The following is a 22,982-nucleotide window of genomic DNA, read 5'->3' as shown; positions in this document are numbered from 1 at the left end:
CTTGACTTATCTTAAGAGAATCCATAGTTAAAATTTTATTATTCATACACCTTAGAAAAAAATATATTATTATTGCTAAAAAACTGAGTGTTTCTATGAATTTTGAGTATGTATAAATTTGGTTTTAACTTGAAATCTCAATATACATAAAGATAGTGCAATTATTATCTTAATATTTGTAATCTCACTTTTTAACACATACAAAATATAAGTCTACTATATTAAGATAACCAGACGAAAAGGAACATGGTCTTCATGGTTAATATCTATTAACAACCCTCTTCGTCTGATTTTCAATCATATCTTATATGCTTTTACTACTATTTCTTGCTTTCGATATACTTAACCATTTCACTTACAGATTTCATTCCTTCAACATCTTCGTTTGGAATTTCAATCTCAAACTCTTCTTCTAAAGACATTATTACTTCAAATATTTCTAATGAATCTACTCCTAAGTCATCAATTAACTTAGTCTCCATTTTGATTTCCTCTGTATCAATCCCTAATTGATCTGCTATAATTTCTTTTACTTTTTCAAATATCATGTTGCTTCCTCCTTAAAATTTAACATTTTGTTATATTTTGTTTAATTCTTTTATAATATATTCAAATAGTTTTAATAATATATTCAAATTATTTGATTATCAAACCTTTAAATAGAATATTAGATTTAATATTCTACTAAGGCATAACCCCAGCTTAATCCGCCTCCAAAACCGACCATAATTAACTTATCGCCTCTTTGGATTAAATTTTTCTCAACCATTTCATTTAAAGCAATTCCAATACTGGCTGCTGATGTGTTACCATATTCAGAAAGATTAGTAAAGAATTTATCATTATTTACTTTAAGCTTTCTAGCCGCAGTTTCAATAATTCTTGTATTTGCTTGATGAGGAACGATATATTTTATATCATCCATTGTTAAATTGTTATTCTCTAATACCTCTTTAACATTCTTAGCTATAACCTTAACTGCAAATCTAAATATGTCACTTCCACTCATTTTTATGTGGTCTAACTCTTCATCACTTTCAACACATAGGTTTCTTAGTGGTCTTGTTTTACAAGTTAATGACATTCCTGCTGCTCCATCACTATATATATCAATATCTTTGATACCAATATTCTCATCTGTTTGTTCTAGTACTACTGCTGAAGCTCCATCTCCGAAAAGCACACAAGTATTTCTGTCTTTCCAGTCTATCAACCTAGATAACACTTCACTTCCAATTACCAAAGCTTTTTTGTATCGCTCATCCATCATAAACTGTTTAGCAATTTTTAATCCGTAGATTAATCCTGTACAGGCAGCTGTAATATCAAATGCAACAGCATTATTTGCGCCTAATAATCCTTGAACTATACATGCAGTGCTTGGAACGTGATAATCAGGTGTGGTTGTTGCTACAATTATCAAATCAATATCTTCTGGCAAAATATTATTCTTATCAAGAGCATCTTTTGCTGCTTTAAATGCTAATTCTGAAGTATCTTCACCATCTGATATTCTTCTTTTTGATATCCCCGTTCTACTTTCAATCCATTCGTCACTAGTCTCAACAATCTTTTCTAAATCGAAATTAGTAACTATGTTGTCCGGAGTATATTGTCCTGTAGCAATGATTTTTACATTCTTCATACCTACTCCTTCTTTCCAGTTCTTTTAATATTATAATTACTCTTAAAGAACTTATTTAATTTTTCTAATGCTGAGTTTAACACAACTTCTTCTTCTTCTGTTAACCCCTCTATAGTATTCTTTATCATATCTGTATGAAATTTTTCATGTACTCTAAAAGCTAACTTCCCTTTTCTTGTTAATGATATCTCAACAACTCTTCTGTCTCTATCACTTCTCTGTCTGTTAACATATCCTTTTTTAACAAGATTATTCATAGCTATTGTTAATGTCCCTACTGTAATCCCTAAATCCATGGCAATTTCGGACATAGTTCTACTTCCATACATCCCAATTTCCTCAATAGTATGGATTTCTGTTATTGATAAATCATTAAACTTACCCTCCGCAAGAGCATTCTGTTCAATTATCAATATATCATTAAAAAGATCAACTAATAATTCATTTAATACCGCAAAAGATTTGTTCACATTTATCACCTTATCTAGAATCTTTTTTATTACTTTGATAATCAAAGTATAGCATAAAATCACTCTTTGTCAACACCAAAAAATGTAAGTTCAGAAAATTTTAATATTATACTCATAATTATTAACTTTTAAAATTGACAGTTTTTTTGTTATAATTATCCTATAATTCAAATATAAAGGAGTGGTATCGTGGCTAAAATCTTAATTGTTGAAGATGAGGAACCTATTCGTGAACTTATAAAGATGAATCTTTCAATGGTAGGCTATACTGTTGAGAGTGCCTGTAATGGTGAGGATGCTCTTTTATTGATAAATAACACTGGTTATGATCTGATTTTACTGGATCTTATGATCCCCAAAATCGATGGCTTTTCTTTAATGAAGAATATATCAAACTTAAAAATACCAGTGATTATTGTAACAGCCAAAGATAACATAAATGATAAAATTAAAGGCTATAATCTTGGAGCTGATGATTATTTAGTTAAACCTTTTGATAGCATGGAATTATTATTAAGAGTTAAAGCTTTGCTTAAAAGATGCCCATCTGATAATATTCAAGCCAAAGAAATTTATACCTTTGATGATGTTATCATTGATATACACAAACATTCAGTGACAAAGGATGGAAAAGAGGTAATTTTAACTTTAAAGGAATTTGAATTATTAAAAGAATTGATCTTGAACAAAAATATTGTTCTTTCTAGAGATTCACTTATTAGTAATGTTTGGGGATATGATTATCTTGGCAATACCCGTACTGTAGATATGCACATACAAAAATTAAGAAATAAACTCAATACAGAACGAATTAAAACCATATTTAAAATTGGTTATAAACTTGAGTATTAACCATGAAATTTAAATATAAAATAGTCCTTATGTGCCTTACTATCTATACTATAGCATTACTCTCAATTAACTTTCTCATATCTAAAAATACATATGATAAAATGCTTAATACTGAAATTACAAGAAACCTAAATTTTGAAGAAACAATATATTTAAGTCTTTCTTTCAGTTTAAAATATAATCCATCTATTGAAAAATCTAATTCATCTTTTTATGATTTTTCCAAACAATTTGTAAACTCTTGTGGTAATTCTGCTCTGCTGGTATCTATAGTGACTCCCTCTGGCAGAACTATCGCTTCAAACTCTTCCAAAAATATTTCACTTGATAAAAGTGAACTGACTAACATTAATCAACTTGATCGCTCTTTTATTTTGAAGCATATCAATAAGAATTACTATATGTTTGTTTATCATAAATTTACTTTTAATAATAAGCAGTATTACTTAAAAACAATAAGAGATATTTCAGTAGTAGATTCAGTTTCCAAAGAGAACTCTAAAGTAATTCTTAACATAAGTTTAGTTGTTTCAATAATTATCATTATTTTAACTCTTATATTAACATCTATTTTAATGAATCCTATAACCAAACTTACTAAAATTGTAAAATACATATCATCTGGTAATTATTCTAAGAGAATTAACCTAAAACACAATAAAAATGATGAATTAGGAGAATTATCAAATTACTTCAATATCATGGCTGATGTTATAGAAGATAAGATTTCTACATTAGAGGATGAAAATCAACGAAAACAAAGTTTCATAAATAATCTATCTCATGAAATACGGACTCCCTTAACATCAATTATAGGCTTTTCTGACCTTTTAAAAAATATGGATTACAATAAGGAGTCTTTTGATAAAGGTTTAAACTTTATTAATTCTGAAGGAAAAAGATTGTTAAATATATCAAAGCTTCTCTTACATATTGCTAGATTGAAGGAAGAAAATATTGAATTTGAGAAGGTAGATTCTTCAATTCTTTTGAAAGAAATATATGATACTATGAAAATAAAACATAAGAGTTCTAATATTTTGTTAGAATTACACCTATCATCAGAAAACTATCTGTTTAATATAAATAAAGATATGATTACACTAGCTATATGCAACCTAATAGATAATGCCTTTAATGCTTCAAAAGAAAATGATTTAATAGTATTTGGTACTGCTGAATATAATAATAAACCTTGTATATTTGTTAAAGATAATGGAATAGGCATGAACGAAGATGATATTAATAAAATATTTGATCCTTTCTATAGAATTGATAAAGCACGTTCTAGAAAAAACGGTGGTGCTGGTTTGGGATTATCTATATGTACAGAAATAATGAATCTTCATGATGGAAAAATAATAGTTGAAAGTAAATTAAACAAAGGCACAACCTTTTATCTTATATTCTAAATACAGCTTTACAACTATTTTACATCTAAAATATAAGAATTATATTTCCATTTGTTAACATTATTGTAGACAATATAGATAAACTACTTCAACTATAAGTTATACAAGTCCATAACTCCTTAATACGTAGAGATTTTGGAACATGTATACTTAAGTTTCAGTATAGTTTATCTATACTTAAGGAGGTATAAAATGAAAAAAAGATACTTTTTAGTAATACTTTTTGTATGTATTACATTGATAGGTTGTGGTAAAAAAGGAATAGATGAAGGAGTTGTTTATGATGCATCAACTTCATCAGAAAAGCTTGAATCTAACTCTAATGATTCTTCTTTAAATGAGGAGTCAGAAGCTTCCACCTCAGAAGATTCTAAGAATATAGATGCTAAAGGACTTCATAAAATAATCTTAGATTCTATTGAGCTTGCCAAGGAAACTAATAAATTTAAAACTTCTGATAAAAATTCTAATGAGAATGTTGATGAATATATATCTGATATTGTTTCATATGTAAATAATGTTGTTAATGAAAGTCTTGATGTGGCTTCTATAGATTCTGAAAAAATTGATATAGAAGGTATGACATCTTTTATTGAATCTGTAGTTAAAGCGTCTCTATCAAATGCTACAAAAGATGATTTAATATCTAAGAATAATTCTATTCCTGAATCAGAATATACTATAGATTTATTATATGACTCAGTATTATCAAATAATAAAGATTTAGTTCTAAGGATTATCCTTAGCGATGTAGTAGATATTAATTCTAGAACTACCGAAAGTACGCATGTTTTATCAGCTGCTTTGGTTTTTAAAAACTATGAAATGGCATCATTGTTATTATCCGCAGGAGCTGATCCATATGAACTAAATTCTGATGGAATAAGCTTTTATGATCAAGCAATGTCCAGTGATTCTGAAAAGCTTAAAAAACTATTTATTTATTTTTCTGAAGAATAATAAAAACAGGGGGTTATTAAAAAGAAATTGACAATTGAAAATTGAAAGTGGAAAACGATGGATGATTCTCACTAATGTGAGAATCTACATTTTATTGTTCTTTAGATAAAAAAAGGTTTACTCATTTTATCTTTGATAAAATATTGTACTCTAAATACAATGTTTCATCAAAATGAAACGAGTAAACCTCTTGTTGTTAATGGAACAATAAGATTAAAATTTCTCGTAGAGAAATGTCAATCGTTTTCCGTTTTCCATTTTCAACTCTCAACTATGTTTTATTTTACATTCAGTTTCCTATACCTATTAAACGCTGCTGCAATTTCATTCTTTCTTGGTATAGCAAGATTTCCAGGATGTCCTTTACTAGATGATATCTCATCTAATCCTTTATCTTCTATAATAGTATATATTCCATTGATTATATCTTTTAAATTCTTTCTATCGTCTATAAGGTTCTTTATAGAGTATTTTATTATTTCTGTTATAGCATTTGTCTGGCTTCCACTAATTATCTGCTCAACAGATGATAAATCAATCTCATCTTTATTTATTAGTATTTTGCTTAATCCCTTAGATTTTATCTTACTCTTTCCTTCAAGTCGCGGAAAACTATTCTTCATTATAACTCTATTACAAGATATATCAAAAGCTTCTTCATTATTAAATACTTCTTCTTTCATAAATAACTCTTTAGCTTTATCCGTTACATCTATAGCTCTATACTCATCCATCATTATTACTGTATCAGCTTTATGAAAATATTCTCCAGAGCTTCCTATTACTAAAATACTTGATATCCCATGTTTTTCATGTAGCTCCTTAACTCTATCAATAAAAGGAGTAATAGGTTCCTTATCTTTATGAATCAGCATTTTCATTTTATGATCTCTTATCATAAAATTTGTGGCACTTGTATCTTCATCAATAAGAAGTGTTTTAGCCCCAACCTCTAAAGCTTCAATTATATTAGATGACTGTGATGTACTTCCACTAGCATTTTCACTTTTAAATTTATAAGTATCTTTTCCATTAGGAAGATTATTTATAAAAGATGAGATATTAACCTTCTCAACACTTCTTCCATCCTCTGCTCTTACTTTAACTGCAGAGTTATCCATAATCACAAATTCTCTACCATCATTAGCTATATGATTATATACTCCTAATTCAAGAGCTTTTAATAATGTGGATTTACCATGATATCCACCACCAACAATTAAAGTAACTCCTTTTTTAATTCCCATTCCACTTAATTCTCCTCTATGTGGGCAATTAAATGTTATTTTCATTGATTCAGGAGAAATGAATTTTATAGCCCCTTCTTTCATAGGTCTTTGTGATACTCCACTTTCTCTAGGTAAAATTGAGTTGTTAGCAATGAATGCACAATATCCCTTCTTCTTTAATTCTTCTCTAATATACTCTTGATCCTCTGCAAGCTCTATATGTCTTGCCAAAGAACTCTCATTAATATTTTTAATATTTATTGATTTTTCAATAATCTTTGGTAAATATCCTAAAATCATATCAGAGGCTTCTTTACCTGCAATTTTTCTACCAAAAGCAGGTAGTCCTATCTCTAGCCTAGCTTCAATGGAATTTTTATTAATTTTTATAGATGTTCTATCAATTACTTCTTGACCAGGTCTATCAATTCCTATGAGTCCGCTTTTCCCCGATCCACTTACTCTATCATATATAGAATAAATGTTATTAGATATTATTCTTGTTAAATAGTCTTTAAAGGCAATCTCTCTAATCTTATTTTTGTAATATTTCCCTGGAAATCCATGCTTGTTATTTTCTACAATTATTCTAATTTTAGATGGTGATGCAAATGGATCTCCTTGTATATAATCAAACCTAATTTCAAAAAAACCTAAGTTAAAACTTTGCCCTTGTATCTCTTTATATGCTTTATAGCCTTTTCCATTTAATCTTTTTAACAAAAGCTCTTTTAAATCATCGTACTCTCTCATAACATACCTTCTTCTACTTAATCATTCTTATATATTCTGCAAGAGTCTTACTCTCTATACGTCTTAAAGATAATGCTCCGGATATTATACTCATTAAATTTACACCTATAAATAATATTGCTATCAATCCATATGGAATACTATAAATAATATTACTGTTATGCTTTATTATAAGGACTATAACTCCCCCAACGATTGTACCAATGGTAGAACTAATTAATCCTAAATAGAACCCTTCTAAAATTACCATTCTTTTTAATTGATTTTTGGTCATTCCTACAATTCTATAAATACTTAATTCCCTAGCTCTATTCATTATTAATTCATTGGATGAATTCATTATGCTTAATACTGAAATTAAAGTAATTATAAATAAAATAATAATTGTTATTATTACTGTATCTCTTTGATAATTATTGTATTTTTCTACAGATGAAGGGGAAAGTATTTCTCCATGTTTCTTAGAGGCAATTCTTTTAATCTGTGAAATCATTTCTTGTTGTTCATTCAGAGTATATCCATCATAAAAATCTATATAAAATTGGTTAAAGAATTTATAATTTAAATACTTATTCATAATAAAATTATGCACATATATATATGGTTTGGTGTTATTATTATCATCAGAAACAATACCTATAACTTCAAAATTCATTGGTTTGTAATTAATATCATATGTTCCCAAGTATGGAAAGCTAATTTGAATATTATCCCCAACCTTAAGCTCATTAAAGTCACTATATTTTTCTGCAAATACTTCATTCACAACTACTTTTCTTTGACGAGCTAACTCGTCCATAACAGTCCTACCAATTTTCTTTTTAACATCCTTAAAAATATTTTTTTCAATACCAATTACATTTGCCCTAAGATAATTATTATCATTCATTGAATACTTAACATTAATATTTTTGGGATATCCTTGAGTTATATCTACATAAACTTCCATGTTTTGAAAAGAAGAAACATCTTTAACTCCTTTTATTTTTGAAAGCTTTTCAAGATCAAATGAAGTAAACCACATATCGTCTGTTTTTATAATAAGGTCTGTATTCAATTTATTCAAATTCCCCATATCATAAGGAGATGTTTGAATTATTGAATTTATTATTATGAAAAACACAAATGCTGTGCTTATAAATATTATTCCTTTTTTAACTTTCTTAGGATTACTCCATAAATTTTTAATAGATAATCGTGTTGTTATTCCTATCTTTTGCATAATTGAATACCAAAACTTGTTATATCTTATATCTTTAATATATTTTATCTTTGAGTTTATAGTCAACATATCAAAAATATTCATGCCATCAACTCTTATAATATTCATAACAGCAATTGTTATAATTAATATTACAGAACAAACACCTACTAATAACAGATTTGATACATTAACTGCATTAATGGGTAAATATATGTTACATATCTCTAATACCTGTATCATTGGTATATATGCAACAACTCCAAGTACAATTCCAATAAATATTGCTTTAATATTCATAAGTATTATTTCTAAAATAAACATTTCATACAATTGTTTTTTAGTGCATCCTATAGCTCTTAATATTCCAATATACCTTACTCTTTCATAATTGAAATTCACGTAAATATTATTTAAAATTAATGTTGCTGCTAGAATTATAATTAAGGCTATGAGAACTTTATACACTTCAATAATCTTCATATTTTCTAATTCATTAATATAATTGATGTTAATAATTATATTATCTTTTGATATATTATTATACTTTATTAGGTCCGTTACAATTGTATCTATTTCTTTTATATCTTTAAATTTAATATAAACATCATATTTCTTTTTAGAAGAATCAATATCATTTATTTGTTTCTTGCTTACTAAACCTACTGTCAACTTAGTATCCTTTTTATGTTTTCTATTATTTAATAATCCAACAATCTTATAGTAATTAGGTAAATCACTTAAATAGTCGTTATCATTCAAATTTGAGTTATTCATAGTAACATAATCTTTTATATTCTTTTGTGTCTCTGGATCTAAGTATTCTAAAACCCATTTTTCAAATGCGATTTCATTTTTTTCTCTTGGGTACATACCTTCAATTAGTTCAATATTCAATAATTCTCTACTTATTTCATCATAATATCCAATTCTTGCAGCTATATATTTTTCAGAAATTTTATTAACAGAATAGTTATCTACTACTCCAATCTTCTCAATATTTTTATTGCTCTTGATTATATTTAGTTCATTACTATTAATATCAAATATTTTTATATGATATTTACCATAAAGACTTTCAACCTGATTAATTTTCTCCATAACCATAGCATCGCTTATAAATATAAGCAATGAAATAAGAGCTATTACTGCCACTGTGGTTATAACTATTGATTTAGATTTTACACTATTAGAATATAATATCTTTCTATTATTAAAAGATTTATTATTATCTAGAAACAAATTAATTTCCCCCTATTATTCTTCCATCAACTAACTTTATAGTTCTATCTGCATGTGCAGCAATAGTAGGATCATGTGTGATCATAATTAATGTTTGATGATATTTCAACACTGATAGTTTCATAAGGTTTATTACATCTTTAGCTGTTTTAGTATCAAGATTCCCTGTTGGTTCATCTGCTAATATAATAGATGGTTTTGTTATTAATGCCCTTGCAATCGCAACCCTTTGTTTTTGTCCTCCTGACAAGGAACTAGGATAAAAATTAAGCATATCTTTTATATTCATAAAACCTACAATCTCATCAAGATATTTAGAGTCAACTTCTCTATTATCTAATTCTAATGGTAGTAATATATTATCTTTAACAGTTATAGTTGGTATAAGATTATAGAATTGAAATATATATCCAATTTCTCTCCTTCTGAATATTGTTAATTCTTCATCACTCATTTTATATATATCTTTATTGTTAACTATTACTTTACCTTCATAAGGCTTATCTAACCCGCCTATTAAGTTCAATAAGGTACTTTTACCTGAACCACTAGGACCTGTTATTGCGATAAATTCTTTCTCTTTAACAGATAAGTTAACACCTCTTAATGCCATGACTTTTGTATATCCCTCAGTATATATCTTACTAAGGTCTTTTACTTTAACAACTTCCACCTTATATCCCCCCTTTTATCTCTTAGGAAATACTATAGTAAATTCACTTCCCTTATTTACCTCACTTTTTACCTCTATATATCCATCGTGTTTTTCTACAATTACCTCTGATAAAGATAATCCAATTCCTGTACCATTTCTTTTTTGATCATTTCTAAGAGTATTTTTCCCTTGATAAAACCTATTAAATATTTTAGGAATATCTTTTTCATGAATCCCTACCCCATTATCTTTAATAGAAATTCTTATTAGACTTTCTCTCTCTTGTAATATAACATCAATATTTCCACTTTCTTTAGTATAATCGATAGAGTTTTTTATAATATTTCTTATTGCCTCTCCAAGCCATCTTCGATCATGCTCTAGAAATACGTAATCACTATCATAATATAAAGAAAGATTCTGCTTTTTAATGTTTGCATTATATTTTAAAGCTGCTACCTCTTCAATAACAGTTTTAGATAGATTATACTCTTTTTTATTTATCTCAATTACACCGGTTTCTAATCTAGTTATTTTCAATAAAGATTGTATTAACCATTCCATTCTATCAATCTGCACAAGACTTTTCTCTAAAAAATCAACAGCTACTTCTTTTTCTTCTAATGTTCCATCTAAAAGCAATTCATTAAACATCTTTAAAGACGCAAGTGGAGTCTTTAATTGATGTGATATGTTGGATATCATATCTTTCAGGAATTCCTTTTCTTCTGTTAGCTGCTGAACTGTTCTCTTAAGTCTCTTACTCATTTGGTTAAATTGAAAAGATAGTTTTGAAATATCTCCCTCTTTTTCATTGCTAATAACTACAGCATAGTTACCTTCTACAATTTTTTCTGCATTGTTAGTTAGTTTGTTTATAGATTGATATAATTCTTTAAATACTGCACGTATTGATATGAAACACAATATAAATAATATTATTATCATCAGATTAATTGAATATTTTGAAACACTTACTATATCTAATATACTGTCATACTGCTGTATTTTATTACTATCCCTATATCCATATTTCATAAACACATTTGTTCCTCTTTGAATGTAACTATCATCTAACTCTTCAGTTAAACTATCATATACTACTTTTTCCATTTCGGGATTTTGTGCAACTACTTTTCCCATGACGTGGAATGTCCTTTGATTTAGTCTATATGTCATTTTATAATTTATTGAAATTAATAGAATGTTAACTGCTATAAAAAATATAAAAAATATACCTAATATTTTTTTTATAATCTTCTTAAACTCAGGGTTTTCATCTAGCATTATATTCATATCTATTTGCTCCCTTGATTCCATTTATAACCTAATCCTCTAACCGTTATTATAAACCTTGGTCTAGATGGATCATCCTCAATTTTTTCTCTAAGTCTTCTTATATAAACAGATAATGTATTATCATCAACAAATTCACCATTTATATCCCATAGCTTCTCAAGTATTACATTTCTACTTAATGTCTTTTGAGGGCTTTTCATAAACATTGCAATAAGTTTATATTCCATAGTAGTTAAGAAAATTTCTTTTCCACTTTTCATTAATTTTCTTTCCATCAAATTTAATATTAAATTCCCAGAAGAAATCCTATCAATATATTCACTAGATTCTTTTTTCATATTACTTCTTCTCAAAGCAGCTCTTAACCTAGAAACTAATTCTCTTACTCTAAAAGGTTTTGTAATATAATCATCTGCGCCTAAATCCAATCCTAATACTATATTAACTTCTTCATCACATGCTGTAAGAAAAATTATTGGTATTTCTGATTTTTTTCTAATTTTTTCACACAATTCAAATCCATTTCCATCAGGTAACATTACATCTAAAAGAACTAAGTCAAAATTATCTTCTTCAAAAGCTTTTGCTCCGTCACTTATACAATTTCTAACTTTTACATTAAATCCTTCTTTCTCTAATGTATATTTAATTCCAGTTGCTAACGATTCATCATCTTCAATTACTAGTAATTTTTCCATACTTCTCTCTCCTTAAATAAAAAATATTTACATTTACCCTTTATAAAAGTATACCATAATAAAATAAGACACGCCTTAGCATGTCTAAAAATTATTGTATTCCATTCAATAAATAGTATATAGAACAACCTATTTGTATAAACCAGATTAGCAAAACTAATCTTCCTAACATTGCAGTTGTTTTTCTAATTATATTACCTTTAGACATGAAAGCTATTATTGCTAATAAAACTACAATTACAGTAGCTATTAAACATACATTTAATAATGATTCACTTAATATTCCTAACATGTTTACAATATCCATAAAATAATCACCCTTAAAATAAATTTATAAAAAATATAGTATTATCAATTTTCATCGTATATATATTTATCTATCATTTCTATTAAAACTTTAGTAGTATAATATCATATTTTAACCTTATATTGTATAGGTTTCGCAAAACAATCTTATTAATATTATTTCATGTTGACATTATATTAACACTTTTTCCTCAAAAATCTATTTGTGATTATTATTCTATCTGATATAATTAAATATGTTTAAATATTGATTGCTTCAAATTAATATAGAAAGAGGTGCATAAATGAGTACTTTTATGCTTGGTTCTAAACAATTAAATTATACTATTGTAAGCAATATTTTTATTGATAAATATATGGCTGATGCTCGTGGTGAATATATTAAGGTATATTTGCTAGGATTAAAGTATTGTCAAAGTGGAGAATTAGGAGCTACTTCAAATATAATATCAAGCTCTTTGAATTTATTAGAAACTGATGTGTTAAACGCTTGGAAATACTGGCACGAGAAAGGAATTATCAACCTTACCCCAATTGATTCAAATGATAATTATAAAGTAGAATTTTTAGATCTTTCTAATTGTAACGTTTCAGAAGTTGATCAATCAGTAAATTTATTGCATGAATTAGATAATTCTTCTGTTAAAAGTATGTTCTTTGAGATTGAAGCCTTCATAGGTAGACCCTTATCTTCAAAAGAAATGACTACTTACCTAGGTTGGCAAAAAGAATTCAATTTTTCTCCAGAACTAATCTTATTATTAATTCAATATTCCGTTTCTAAAGGAAAGACAGATTTTAGATATATTGAAAAAATCGCCATCGCTTGGCATGATGCTAAAATTTCAAGTATAAGTGATGCTCAACAATTTATTAGACAAAATGAAGATAAACGAATCACTATGAGAAAAATTCTTAAATATCTTGGCTTGAGTTCTGATAGTATTGCTAAACCGCAAGAACAAATACTAGAAAAATGGATCACAGTTTATAATTTTCCTATTGAGATTATTTATAAAGCATGTGATATATGTTTTGAACGTTTAAATAAAGCTGAATTAAAATATATTGATGCTATTCTTAATAGTTGGTTTAAAAATAATGTTAAAACATTACAAGATATTGAAAGAGTTAATAAAAAATCATTTAAAGCTACTTCTACTCGAAAAACTAAAGGAAGTTTTGGTGATTTTGAGCAGAGAAATTATGATTTTAAAGAATTAGAAAAAAAATTATTAGGATGGTCAAATGATGATTAAAGGATATCAAGAAAAAGTTCTTAATCTATATGAGAAAAAAAGAAAAGCTAATATAGATCGTTTAAAACAAAGAAAATCAGAAGTTTACGCAAAAGTTCCTAGAATCAAAGCGTTAGATAGTATGATTACCAAATCCTTTATTGATTTATCAACAAGCCCTTTTAAAAACATACCAAATATAGACACTTATATACAAGATTTAAAATCGAAGATTACAGACTTAAGAGTAGAAAAAAGTGAGCTTTTAGTTCAACATGGATACCCTATGGATTATCTAAATGAAATCTATGAATGTACTAAATGTGGTGATACTGGATTTATAGGACCTAAAAGGTGCGAGTGCTTTAATAAAAATCTTGTACAACTATATTATGTTACTTCTGAACTTAAAGATATACTTGTTGCTAATAATTTTTCAACATTTAGATTAGATTATTTTGAGAATCATAGATTCAAGAATATGGATAGTCCAAGGAAAAATATTGAAAGAATTTTAGCAAAGTCGAAAGAATATATAAGAGATTTTCCATTTAGTGATGAAAATCTATTCTTTTATGGTAGTCCTGGTACAGGAAAAACCTTTTTAACTAATTGCATAGCAAAAGAGCTTTTAGATAACGGTTATTTGGTTATTTATAAAACATCAGAGGAATTAATTGAATCCTTAAAGGAAATTAAATTTAATAAGGATAAGATTTTAGAAGATGCTCTAATTAACTGTGATGTTCTTATAATAGATGATCTAGGTACTGAAGCAGATACAGATTTTACAAGATCTGAGTTATATAATCTCCTTAATAAGAAAATACTAAATAACAAGAAGATGATTATTTCTACTAATTTTTCATTAGAAGAACTAATGAACAGATATTCAGAAAGAATTACTTCTAGATTATTTGGTCATTTCAGTATCCATAAATTTTATGGTGAAGATTTACGAATAAAACTTAATTTAAAAAGAATTCATTAAAATTAAAAGCTTACCTCTAGCAGGTAAGCTTTTTTTGTGTAATTATATTTTTATTTTTCCCATTATTCCATATATAGTATTTACTTTAATTTATTTGAATGTTATAATATCAGCATACGATATATCGTAACGCGATATAACATCGCTCGATATAAGAAAGGATATGAACTATGGAAGATAAAAAGGTGTATAAAAAATATTTACCAATGACAGAGTCCACTTACTATATACTCTTATCTCTAACAGAAGAAAGACATGGTTACTCAATTATGCAGCATGTAGACAAAATAACTAATTCTCGTTTAAAACTAGGTCCAGGGACTTTATATGGAGTTTTATCAAAAATGGAGAAAGAGAGTGTTATAAAAATCACTAGAGAAGAAGATAAAAGAAAATATTATATCTTAAACGACTTAGGAAAAAAACTTTTATTTTTAGAGATTGAAAGACTAAAAGAACTCTATACAAATGGAATTCAATATGGAGGTGAAAATTATGGCTGTAAATAGTGGTGAAATTAAAACAATAAGAAAGGGTTTTTCCCCATGGCAGGATGATTTAGAAGAAGCTTGGTTATCAAATATGGCATCTAAAGGATGGCACTTTACATCATTTACTGGAATTAATAAATATAATTTTGTAAAAGGTAAACCAAAGAAAGTGAGCTATTGCCTTGATTATCATAATCTCATATCAGATATGGAAAACTATAAAAAAATTTTTGAAGATGCTGGTTGGGAGTATTTAGGTAATTTAAAATCATGGCAGTACTTTAGAAAGGAATACACTGGAGATACACCGCCTGAAATTTTTACAGATAGTGATTCTAAAATTCAAAAGTATAATAAACTTGTAGCTTTATATAGCTTTATAGCTATTATTCTAGGAAATTTATATATTTGGCTATTTTCAGGTATAGTTTTTAAAGGATCTTCAGATTTTATTGATAGTTATAACTCTAATATTTTGGACTTTTTACATGGATTTTTTAGTGCTATTATTCCAGGTGGTGTATTAGCATTCATATTCTTAACTTTTTGTGTGATTAATAAAATAAATGAAATTAAAAAACTATCCTAATTATTGCTATTGCCGTTACGTATATGAACTTAAAAGATTAAAATTAAGATAATAAAAAATAGTACATTCCAATTTATATATAATAAAATTTATATATAATAAAAAAGCTTTCAACTAATGTTGAAAGCTTTATGGAGCTGGCAATAGGACTTGAACCTACAACCTGCTGATTACAAGTCAGCTGCTCTACCAATTGAGCCATGCCAGCATACATGGCGACCCAGAAGGGACTCGAACCCTCGACCTCCGGCGTGACAGGCCGGCACTCTAACCAACTGAGCCACTGGGCCATATTGTTTTATAAAAAAAATGTGGTGGGAACAACAGGGATCGAACCTGTGACCCCCTGCTTGTAAGGCAGGTGCTCTCCCAGCTGAGCTATGCTCCCACATTTGGTGACCCATAGGGGAATCGAACCCCTGTTACCGCCGTGAAAGGGCGGTGTCTTAACCGCTTGACCAATGGGCCTTGTTAAATTTTTAAAATGGAGCTGGCAATAGGACTTGAACCTACAACCTGCTGATTACAAGTCAGCTGCTCTACCAATTGAGCCATGCCAGCATGTATGGCGACCCAGAAGGGACTCGAACCCTCGACCTCCGGCGTGACAGGCCGGCACTCTAACCAACTGAGCCACTGGGCCATATTGTTTTTATAAGTAATGTGGTGGGAACAACAGGGATCGAACCTGTGACCCCCTGCTTGTAAGGCAGGTGCTCTCCCAGCTGAGCTATGCTCCCACATTATGGTGACCCATAGGGGAATCGAACCCCTGTTACCGCCGTGAAAGGGCGGTGTCTTAACCGCTTGACCAATGGGCCTTGCTTATATATAAACCTTGTTACAAAGGATTGCATAAATGTGATAGTTATAGTTAATGTGATACTTATAAAACTGGCGACCCAGAAGGGACTCGAACCCTCGACCTCCGGCGTGACAGGCCGGCACTCTAACCAACTGAGCCACTGGGCCATATTGTTTTATAAGTAATGTGGTGGGAACAACAGGGATCGAACCTGTGACCCCCTGCTTGTAAGGCAGGTGCTCTCCCAGCTGAGCTATGCTCCCACATTTGGTGACCCATAGGGGAATCGAACCCCTGTTACCGCCGTGAAAGGGCGGTGTCTTAACCGCTTGACCAATGGGCCTTGTTGTTCACCGACAGAGATTATTTTACCCTGTGTGATGATTTTTGTCAACACTTTTTTTTTACTTGGGAGTGTTGCTCGAGAAGTAATCTCGAAACCCGACAAGCAATATCATACCGAATTTTGAGCAATATGTCAATAACTTTTTTAAAGTTTTTTTTATTTATCTCAATTTTTTAGGTATAATACATATATAACTTGCTTTGAGAGTTTGGATTATCTAAGTACATCAGATGTATTTTAACTTGATAAATATTATTAAATTAAATAGCATATATCAAAGAGCAAAGAACAAAATTTGTTCTTTATTCTCTGTTCTTTGTGCATTATATAAAAGGAGTGATTATTTTGTTTCACGATATTATTGTAATTGGTGGCGGAGCGTCAGGAATCATGGCCTCTCTAGTAGCTAAAGATATGGGCAGCGATGTGGCTATAATTGAACATAAAGATAGGGTTGCAAAAAAAATTCTTGTAACGGGAAATGGTAGATGTAATATCTCAAATAATAGTATAGATATTAACAATTATCATACTAGTTCATCTAAAGAACTTATAAAAAATATTTTATCAAATTTTTCTTTAAATGATACAAAAGATTTTTTTAAATCAATCGGCTTGAATTTGACTTTACTTGAAAATGATAAACTTTACCCCCTATCACTTCAAGCTTCATCAGTAGTTGATTTACTGTTATTTTCTTTGAATGATAAGTCTATACCCTTATATTTAAATACACAGGTATTTGATATATCTAAGAAAGATAATAAGTTTTTAATTGTTACAAATAACGAAGAATACTCATGTAATAAACTAATAATTGCAACTGGTGGTAAATCATATCCAAAGACAGGTTCTGATGGCTCAGGCTATAAATATGCTAAGATTTTTAAACATAATATAGTAAAACTTATGCCTGCCATAGTTCAAGTTACCCTTAATTATCCAAAACTAAAAGCATTATCTGGAGTTAAGTTTAATGGTAACGCTACTGTTTTTGTTAATAAAAAGATGATTCGTTCTGAATATGGTGAAATCCTGTTTACTGATTATGGAATCTCAGGCCCCCCAATTCTTCAGCTTAGTGGTATAATTTCAAGGAACTCAAATTGTACTATTGATTTAGATTTATTCCCTGAAATGTCCATTGATAATTTAAGTGATTTCCTAGAATCACATTGGGGTATTGTGGGTTACAGAAGCATTCATGACTCTTTTATAGGTCTTTTAAATAAAAAATTGATACCAATATTTTTAAAAGACTGTGGTATCCATAATATTCATAAACCTTGTTGGGAAATAACTAGTGATGAACATAATGTTATTATTAATACACTTAAATCATGGAAATTTATAGCTACAGGAACAAAGAGTTTTGATTCAGCTCAAGTTACCAGTGGTGGAGTTTCTCTTGATGAAATAAACCCTGTTACTCTTGAATCAACAAAAGAAAAAAATCTATTTTTCTGTGGTGAAATTCTTGATGTAGATGGTGATTGTGGCGGATATAACCTTCAATGGGCTTGGAGTTCTGGTGCTGTTGCTGGTAAAAACGCCTCAAAATAAAAAAGACACAAAAGTGCCTTAAAACAAATGTATAATGTACAATGTAGAATGTATAATTATGGATGCTTCTCACTTTCGTGAGAAGCTAAATTTTTTGGTTCTTTAGAACAATATTTTTTTACTCATTTTATCTGAGATAAAATATTGTATTTTAAAGTACAATGTTTCATTAATAATGAAACAAGTAAACTATTATTGCCTATGAACAATAATATTAAAATTTCTCGGAGAGAAATGTCATTCATTATACATTATACATTCTCAATTATCTTTTAATTATCTTCATCAATGTCTGAAGAAACAATAATAATATTATCCCATGAATTTTTTATAGAATTAATTAAATCAACTTCGTAGTAATATCTGTCTTTTCCCTTTAGTTCATTATCTTCATATACACTTCCAAAATTATATGGATCATATATTTCATAATAAAGCTTATCATCTACCACTCTATATCCTTTTATTAATATATAGTGCTTTTTTTCTTGAATTTTATAACGATTAATATGACTATTCTCATTGCTTTCATAAGGTATATATTTAGGATCAATATATGCAATAACGATATTATCATTATCAATTTGATTTTTTATATCTATACTTTTTATATCTTCAGCTACAATAGCAGGTATAGAATACTCATCAAAAAAACTCTTTAATGTTACTGAAAACCACTCATCTCCATCAGGATAATATATTTTTCTTGCTCTATTAACGCTTACTTCAGCATCTTTATTTAGCCATTTTGCTGCCATTACGGCTACAGCTGGTCCACTATTATTTTCTGAATGTTCCCCTGTATTTCCCTGATCAATATACCACTCGTAGTTTCTGTCATTTATTTTTCTATCAGTCTCATAAACTCCAAGTCCTAAACTCTCATCTAATTTTATCTTTGGAACTGGAAATTTAAACTCTAGTGCATTTAACATAATATTATGATGTTTAGTTGTTATTTGTCCCTTAACCTTGACAGTATATTCTTGCTTAGGTATTAGCTTATCTAATATTTCTATGAATAATTTATTAGGACTTTCCTCATCATCACTAATTTTAATATTTAATGATATACCTTTACTATCTACTACCTTTATTGCTTCAGTTGTTTTATCATCTTTTTTTATTTCTTGGTTAAATATTAATGTAATTTTATATTGCTCATCAATTTTGGGGTGTAAAACCTCTATTTCTAACGGTTTCATATTAACATAAAATTCTCTTGTGATGTACTTATTTATCTTCATATTATTTTTATTATATATATCATCGATAATTAGTTTATATTTTTCATCTACTTGATATTCTTCTTTTGGTTTAATAATTATTGATTTTTTTAATTCGTCACTATAACTTAAAATAATGTCTTTTAATTCTCCATTGTCATCTATTATTTTTACTGAATTAATAATATCATCCATTTCTACTTCATGGTCAAAATTTACATACCATGTTCCATAATCATCAATGGTCTCTGCTTCAATAATAAAATTTTGATATTTATGATTATAATTTATAACAATAAATATACTCAATAATACGAAGGTTATTGCAACTAAAATCTTAATTATATTTTTCATGTATTTACCTCAATATATTGATTTTACATAAAACAAAGAAAAAGGATAGCTTAGTACTATCCTCTTACTAAGCTATTTTGTTTAATTCTTCTAATAATTTTTCTAAATCTATGCCATGTACCATTGAAGCTTCTTCAATAGTTTCTGCTTGAGCTGATGGACAACCAACACAACCCATACCGAATCCCATTAAAACTTCAGGTGATTTCGGATAGTTTTTAACAACTTCTCCTATAGTCATATCTTTTGTGATTTTCATAATATCACTCCTTAAACTTTTTGTTTTTGTTTTAATGTTTTAAAAATATTATAACACTTTTTATTATGATACGTAAATTGAGCAAGAAAAATTTTAATATTTGAATATTTTTTATTAAATAACAAAAAATACGAATGCAGTGTATTTTATTCCAAAAATAATTATTATGGAGGTTTGTTCGTATGAACTTAAAAAAAACATTAATATTTTTATCATTTTTAATATTCACTTTATGTAATATAGTATTTGCAATTTCACCTATTACTATTAAAACAAAAGAAGTTAAATATAAAACAAATTATTTTAAATCAAATCTTAAAATACCAGTGGTTACAGGATTGACTGATCAGTCGTTACAAGATACTATCAATAAAAAATTCGATATTCAAGCTAAAGTACTTAAAGATGATATTGAAACCTTAGCTAAAAGGTATTATGATGAAGCAAAAAAAGAAGGCTTAACCATAACCCCATATATCGTTTCTACGGACTATGAAATCAAGTTAAACAATGAATCTATGCTATGTATATTAATGGGCTTCTATGAGTATACTGGAGGCGCTCATGGGAATTATTATTATAACTCTACAACAGTTGATTTATCAAAAGATAAAGATGTTACATTATCATCCTTGTTTAAAGAGAATTTTGATTATAAAGATATAGTTATTAAAAAAATACATAAAGATATTGAGCTTGATCCTGAGTCATACTTTAAAAATGCAAAATCATTAATAAATAATATTTGTGATGATACTAAATTTTATATAGAAAAAGATAATTTAGTTGTTTATTATGACCTTTATGAAATAGCCCCTTATTCAACAGGTATTCCTGAATTTAAAATACCTCTTAAATCATTCTCTACAGGCTACGTATATAATTAAAACCGAATGTATAATTGATAATGGATAATGTATAATGATGGATGCTTCTCACTGGCGTGAGAAGCTTTATTTTTATTGTTCTTTAGGACAAGTAGTTGTTACTCATTTTATCCTCTGGATAAAATATTGTATTTAGAATTTTATATTTAGCTTTAGATGTTAAATCCTTTAAATTAATGGAACCATTTTATATAATTAAAGTATTGCTATGTACAATATATACAAATTATAAAAAATATAGAAATAAAGAAAGGAAAATAAAAAATGTTAGATCGACAAAGGCAACCACTAAAGTATTACATATTCAATAAACCATTAACTACGCTAAAAGAAGCTCTAACAGTTCCACCATGGGGAAAATATACACCTTCACAAGAAATGATAAATCAATGGAAAGAAAAAACTCGCAATTTTGCCCCTGCAAGAACTAGGATTTATATGGTGTTTTTAACTTATATTTTGTGTCATTTAGAAATTATGATTTACTTATGGCTTAATCCTTTTAAAAAATTAGATTTAATATTAAATTTTAATAATTTAATCAGTTTAAAAGAATTCTATATCATTACACTCTTGTGGTATCTAATGTTGTTTATTTTCAACAGACCAATCATATGGACAATTAAAATCTTTGAAAAAATTATTTATTTAATAATAAAAAAGGATGTTTTAATTGATGAACGGATTAGTTTTATAATTTTTTCTATTTTATTTAATTTTCTTTTACTTTGGATAGATATAAATATTCTATAAAAACGTAATATATTCTACGTTGTACAATATATATACTTAAATGTATGTGAATTACTTGAAGCATAATATAGTTATATTGTTACGGAAAAAGAATAATTTCTAATTTAGCATAGTAAGATTATATTAATTAATTTTGAAGATGGAGGCAATTATTCATGAAAGTAAAATCGTGGATAAAATATCTTGTTTATACTTGTCTAATTCTTATTTTAGTACGTTGGGGGCAATATATCTTTCTAATTATATTAAAAAATAATCAAAAGCTTAATTTTCGACCATTTTATAATACTGCTATGTATATTAGTTTTTATGGAAGCATTGGGGTGTTTTTTGGTTTAGAGCATTTTCTTTCTGAAATAAAGAAAAAAGGAAAGTGGATGGTCAATTTACCCAAAATAATATTTATGGGAATACCGTCATTATACTTTTCATTTGGTATTGCTATTTACTGCATCGATAACCCAATTATTCGCGATTTTTTAGCATATCCCATTGGTGTATTACTAATGAATGGTTCAGTATTTATGCCTGTTTTTCAAATGACACTTGGCTACTCAATTATTACTTGTTTTTATAAGGACAATAAAAAATTATTGGTATAGTTAATGCACATTACTCTTATTTGATTTACTAACTAAAGAAATATGTTAATTCACAATAAAAAAATTTCATATCATAATCAAATAACTTCTTTAAATACTTAACTACAAACATAAACAAAGGGAACCTTCACACGAAAGTTCCCTTTTAATCATCAT

22 protein-coding genes and 11 tRNA genes are annotated in these 22,982 nt (G+C 27.9%); 10 read left to right on the top strand and 23 right to left on the bottom strand.

Annotated features, from left to right (window positions below; genetic code table 11):
* Positions 1-320: 320 nt before the first annotated feature.
* The 3 genes from acpP to OW730_RS02410 all read right to left on the bottom strand — a co-directional run bounded on the left by acpP (position 321) and on the right by OW730_RS02410 (position 2,115).
* On the bottom strand, positions 321-548 hold the full coding sequence (acpP, locus tag OW730_RS02420; RefSeq protein WP_271227501.1) for an acyl carrier protein: 228 nt from the start codon (positions 546-548) through the stop codon (positions 321-323).
* A 125-nt stretch (positions 549-673) separates the two neighbouring features.
* Entirely contained in the window at positions 674-1,645 is a 972-nt protein-coding gene (locus OW730_RS02415) for a beta-ketoacyl-ACP synthase III (protein ID WP_271227500.1), read from the bottom strand.
* Between the two features lie 2 nt (positions 1,646-1,647).
* Entirely contained in the window at positions 1,648-2,115 is a 468-nt protein-coding gene (locus OW730_RS02410) for a MarR family winged helix-turn-helix transcriptional regulator (protein WP_271229505.1), read from the bottom strand.
* A 189-nt stretch (positions 2,116-2,304) separates the two neighbouring features.
* Here OW730_RS02410 and OW730_RS02405 point away from each other — a divergent pair, with 189 nt between their 5' ends.
* Positions 2,305-2,967, top strand: coding sequence for a response regulator transcription factor (locus OW730_RS02405; protein ID WP_271227499.1), 663 nt, complete (start codon positions 2,305-2,307; stop codon positions 2,965-2,967).
* Positions 2,968-3,178: 211 nt separating this feature from the next.
* On the opposite strand, the gene OW730_RS02400 is transcribed toward OW730_RS02405, so the two are convergent.
* Positions 3,179-3,316, bottom strand: coding sequence for a hypothetical protein (locus OW730_RS02400; protein WP_271227498.1), 138 nt, complete (start codon positions 3,314-3,316; stop codon positions 3,179-3,181).
* A 52-nt stretch (positions 3,317-3,368) separates the two neighbouring features.
* Here OW730_RS02400 and OW730_RS02395 point away from each other — a divergent pair, with 52 nt between their 5' ends.
* Both OW730_RS02395 and OW730_RS02390 read left to right on the top strand, forming a co-directional pair.
* Complete coding sequence (locus OW730_RS02395; protein WP_271227497.1) at positions 3,369-4,379, top strand: HAMP domain-containing sensor histidine kinase; 1,011 nt, start codon at positions 3,369-3,371, stop codon at positions 4,377-4,379.
* Positions 4,380-4,571: 192 nt separating this feature from the next.
* Positions 4,572-5,339 carry a hypothetical protein gene (locus OW730_RS02390; protein ID WP_271227496.1) on the top strand — a complete coding sequence of 256 codons (768 nt, stop codon included), beginning with the start codon at positions 4,572-4,574 and terminating at the stop codon, positions 5,337-5,339.
* Between the two features lie 278 nt (positions 5,340-5,617).
* Here OW730_RS02390 and OW730_RS02385 read toward each other — a convergent pair whose 3' ends face one another.
* From OW730_RS02385 to OW730_RS02360, 6 genes are all read right to left on the bottom strand, one after another.
* On the bottom strand, positions 5,618-7,321 hold the full coding sequence (locus tag OW730_RS02385; protein WP_271227495.1) for an ABC-ATPase domain-containing protein: 1,704 nt from the start codon (positions 7,319-7,321) through the stop codon (positions 5,618-5,620).
* A gap of 13 nt (positions 7,322-7,334) precedes the next feature.
* Positions 7,335-9,764: an ABC transporter permease gene (locus OW730_RS02380; RefSeq protein WP_271227494.1), complete on the bottom strand. Its 2,430-nt coding sequence runs from the start codon at positions 9,762-9,764 to the stop codon at positions 7,335-7,337.
* Position 9,765: 1 nt separating this feature from the next.
* The gene (locus tag OW730_RS02375) at positions 9,766-10,437 is read right to left on the bottom strand and encodes an ABC transporter ATP-binding protein (protein WP_271227493.1); all 672 of its coding nucleotides are present in this window, start codon (positions 10,435-10,437) and stop codon (positions 9,766-9,768) included.
* Between the two features lie 15 nt (positions 10,438-10,452).
* Positions 10,453-11,715: a HAMP domain-containing sensor histidine kinase gene (locus tag OW730_RS02370; RefSeq protein WP_271227492.1), complete on the bottom strand. Its 1,263-nt coding sequence runs from the start codon at positions 11,713-11,715 to the stop codon at positions 10,453-10,455.
* 2 nt (positions 11,716-11,717) lie between these two features.
* Positions 11,718-12,416: a response regulator transcription factor gene (locus tag OW730_RS02365; protein ID WP_271227491.1), complete on the bottom strand. Its 699-nt coding sequence runs from the start codon at positions 12,414-12,416 to the stop codon at positions 11,718-11,720.
* 91 nt (positions 12,417-12,507) lie between these two features.
* Positions 12,508-12,723 (bottom strand): hypothetical protein, encoded by a 216-nt coding sequence (locus OW730_RS02360; RefSeq protein ID WP_271227490.1) that lies wholly within the window; start codon positions 12,721-12,723, stop codon positions 12,508-12,510.
* Between the two features lie 283 nt (positions 12,724-13,006).
* Between OW730_RS02360 and OW730_RS02355 the strand changes: the two genes are divergently transcribed.
* The 4 genes from OW730_RS02355 to OW730_RS02340 all read left to right on the top strand — a co-directional run bounded on the left by OW730_RS02355 (position 13,007) and on the right by OW730_RS02340 (position 16,031).
* Complete coding sequence (locus OW730_RS02355; protein ID WP_271227489.1) at positions 13,007-13,981, top strand: DnaD domain protein; 975 nt, start codon at positions 13,007-13,009, stop codon at positions 13,979-13,981.
* Positions 13,974-14,951 (top strand): ATP-binding protein, encoded by a 978-nt coding sequence (locus OW730_RS02350; RefSeq protein WP_271229504.1) that lies wholly within the window; start codon positions 13,974-13,976, stop codon positions 14,949-14,951. Before OW730_RS02355 ends, OW730_RS02350 begins: the two co-directional genes overlap by 8 nt.
* A 170-nt stretch (positions 14,952-15,121) precedes the next feature.
* The gene (locus OW730_RS02345; protein WP_271227488.1) at positions 15,122-15,460 is read left to right on the top strand and encodes a PadR family transcriptional regulator; all 339 of its coding nucleotides are present in this window, start codon (positions 15,122-15,124) and stop codon (positions 15,458-15,460) included.
* A complete protein-coding gene (locus tag OW730_RS02340; RefSeq protein WP_271227487.1) occupies positions 15,447-16,031 on the top strand; it encodes a DUF2812 domain-containing protein in 585 nt (194 codons plus the stop codon). The genes OW730_RS02345 and OW730_RS02340 overlap by 14 nt, the downstream gene beginning before the upstream one ends.
* A 132-nt stretch (positions 16,032-16,163) precedes the next feature.
* Here the strand turns inward: OW730_RS02340 and OW730_RS02335 are convergent.
* The 11 genes from OW730_RS02335 to OW730_RS02285 form a co-directional block, all read right to left on the bottom strand.
* Positions 16,164-16,239: transfer RNA gene (locus OW730_RS02335), tRNA-Thr, on the bottom strand.
* A 5-nt stretch (positions 16,240-16,244) separates the two neighbouring features.
* Positions 16,245-16,321: transfer RNA gene (locus OW730_RS02330), tRNA-Asp, on the bottom strand.
* Positions 16,322-16,343: 22 nt separating this feature from the next.
* Positions 16,344-16,419, bottom strand: a tRNA-Val gene (locus OW730_RS02325).
* Positions 16,420-16,424: 5 nt separating this feature from the next.
* Positions 16,425-16,499, bottom strand: a tRNA-Glu gene (locus OW730_RS02320).
* Positions 16,500-16,516: 17 nt separating this feature from the next.
* Positions 16,517-16,592 (bottom strand) — tRNA-Thr (locus OW730_RS02315).
* A 5-nt stretch (positions 16,593-16,597) separates the two neighbouring features.
* A tRNA-Asp gene (locus OW730_RS02310) sits at positions 16,598-16,674 on the bottom strand.
* Between the two features lie 21 nt (positions 16,675-16,695).
* Positions 16,696-16,771: transfer RNA gene (locus tag OW730_RS02305), tRNA-Val, on the bottom strand.
* A gap of 6 nt (positions 16,772-16,777) precedes the next feature.
* A tRNA-Glu gene (locus tag OW730_RS02300) sits at positions 16,778-16,852 on the bottom strand.
* Positions 16,853-16,926: 74 nt separating this feature from the next.
* Positions 16,927-17,003 (bottom strand) — tRNA-Asp (locus tag OW730_RS02295).
* A gap of 20 nt (positions 17,004-17,023) precedes the next feature.
* A tRNA-Val gene (locus tag OW730_RS02290) sits at positions 17,024-17,099 on the bottom strand.
* A gap of 5 nt (positions 17,100-17,104) precedes the next feature.
* Positions 17,105-17,179: transfer RNA gene (locus OW730_RS02285), tRNA-Glu, on the bottom strand.
* Positions 17,180-17,527: 348 nt separating this feature from the next.
* Between OW730_RS02285 and OW730_RS02280 the strand changes: the two genes are divergently transcribed.
* On the top strand, positions 17,528-18,745 hold the full coding sequence (locus OW730_RS02280) for an NAD(P)/FAD-dependent oxidoreductase (protein WP_271227486.1): 1,218 nt from the start codon (positions 17,528-17,530) through the stop codon (positions 18,743-18,745).
* Between the two features lie 272 nt (positions 18,746-19,017).
* On the opposite strand, the gene OW730_RS02275 is transcribed toward OW730_RS02280, so the two are convergent.
* Together OW730_RS02275 and OW730_RS02270 are read right to left on the bottom strand one after the other, a co-directional pair.
* A complete protein-coding gene (locus OW730_RS02275) occupies positions 19,018-20,325 on the bottom strand; it encodes a hypothetical protein (protein WP_271227485.1) in 1,308 nt (435 codons plus the stop codon).
* Between the two features lie 67 nt (positions 20,326-20,392).
* Positions 20,393-20,584 (bottom strand): DUF1858 domain-containing protein, encoded by a 192-nt coding sequence (locus tag OW730_RS02270; protein WP_271227484.1) that lies wholly within the window; start codon positions 20,582-20,584, stop codon positions 20,393-20,395.
* Between the two features lie 182 nt (positions 20,585-20,766).
* On the opposite strand from OW730_RS02270, the gene OW730_RS02265 reads away from it, so the two are divergent.
* On the top strand, positions 20,767-21,471 hold the full coding sequence (locus tag OW730_RS02265) for a DUF3298 and DUF4163 domain-containing protein (protein WP_271227483.1): 705 nt from the start codon (positions 20,767-20,769) through the stop codon (positions 21,469-21,471).
* Positions 21,472-22,379: 908 nt separating this feature from the next.
* On the top strand, positions 22,380-22,826 hold the full coding sequence (locus tag OW730_RS02260) for a hypothetical protein (protein ID WP_271227482.1): 447 nt from the start codon (positions 22,380-22,382) through the stop codon (positions 22,824-22,826).
* Positions 22,827-22,982 lie beyond the last annotated feature (156 nt).

It is taken from the genome of Oceanirhabdus sp. W0125-5 (assembly GCF_027938815.1).
Taxonomy (GTDB): Bacteria; Bacillota; Clostridia; order Clostridiales; family Clostridiaceae; genus Oceanirhabdus.
This window is presented reverse-complemented; position numbering and strand designations above follow the sequence as displayed.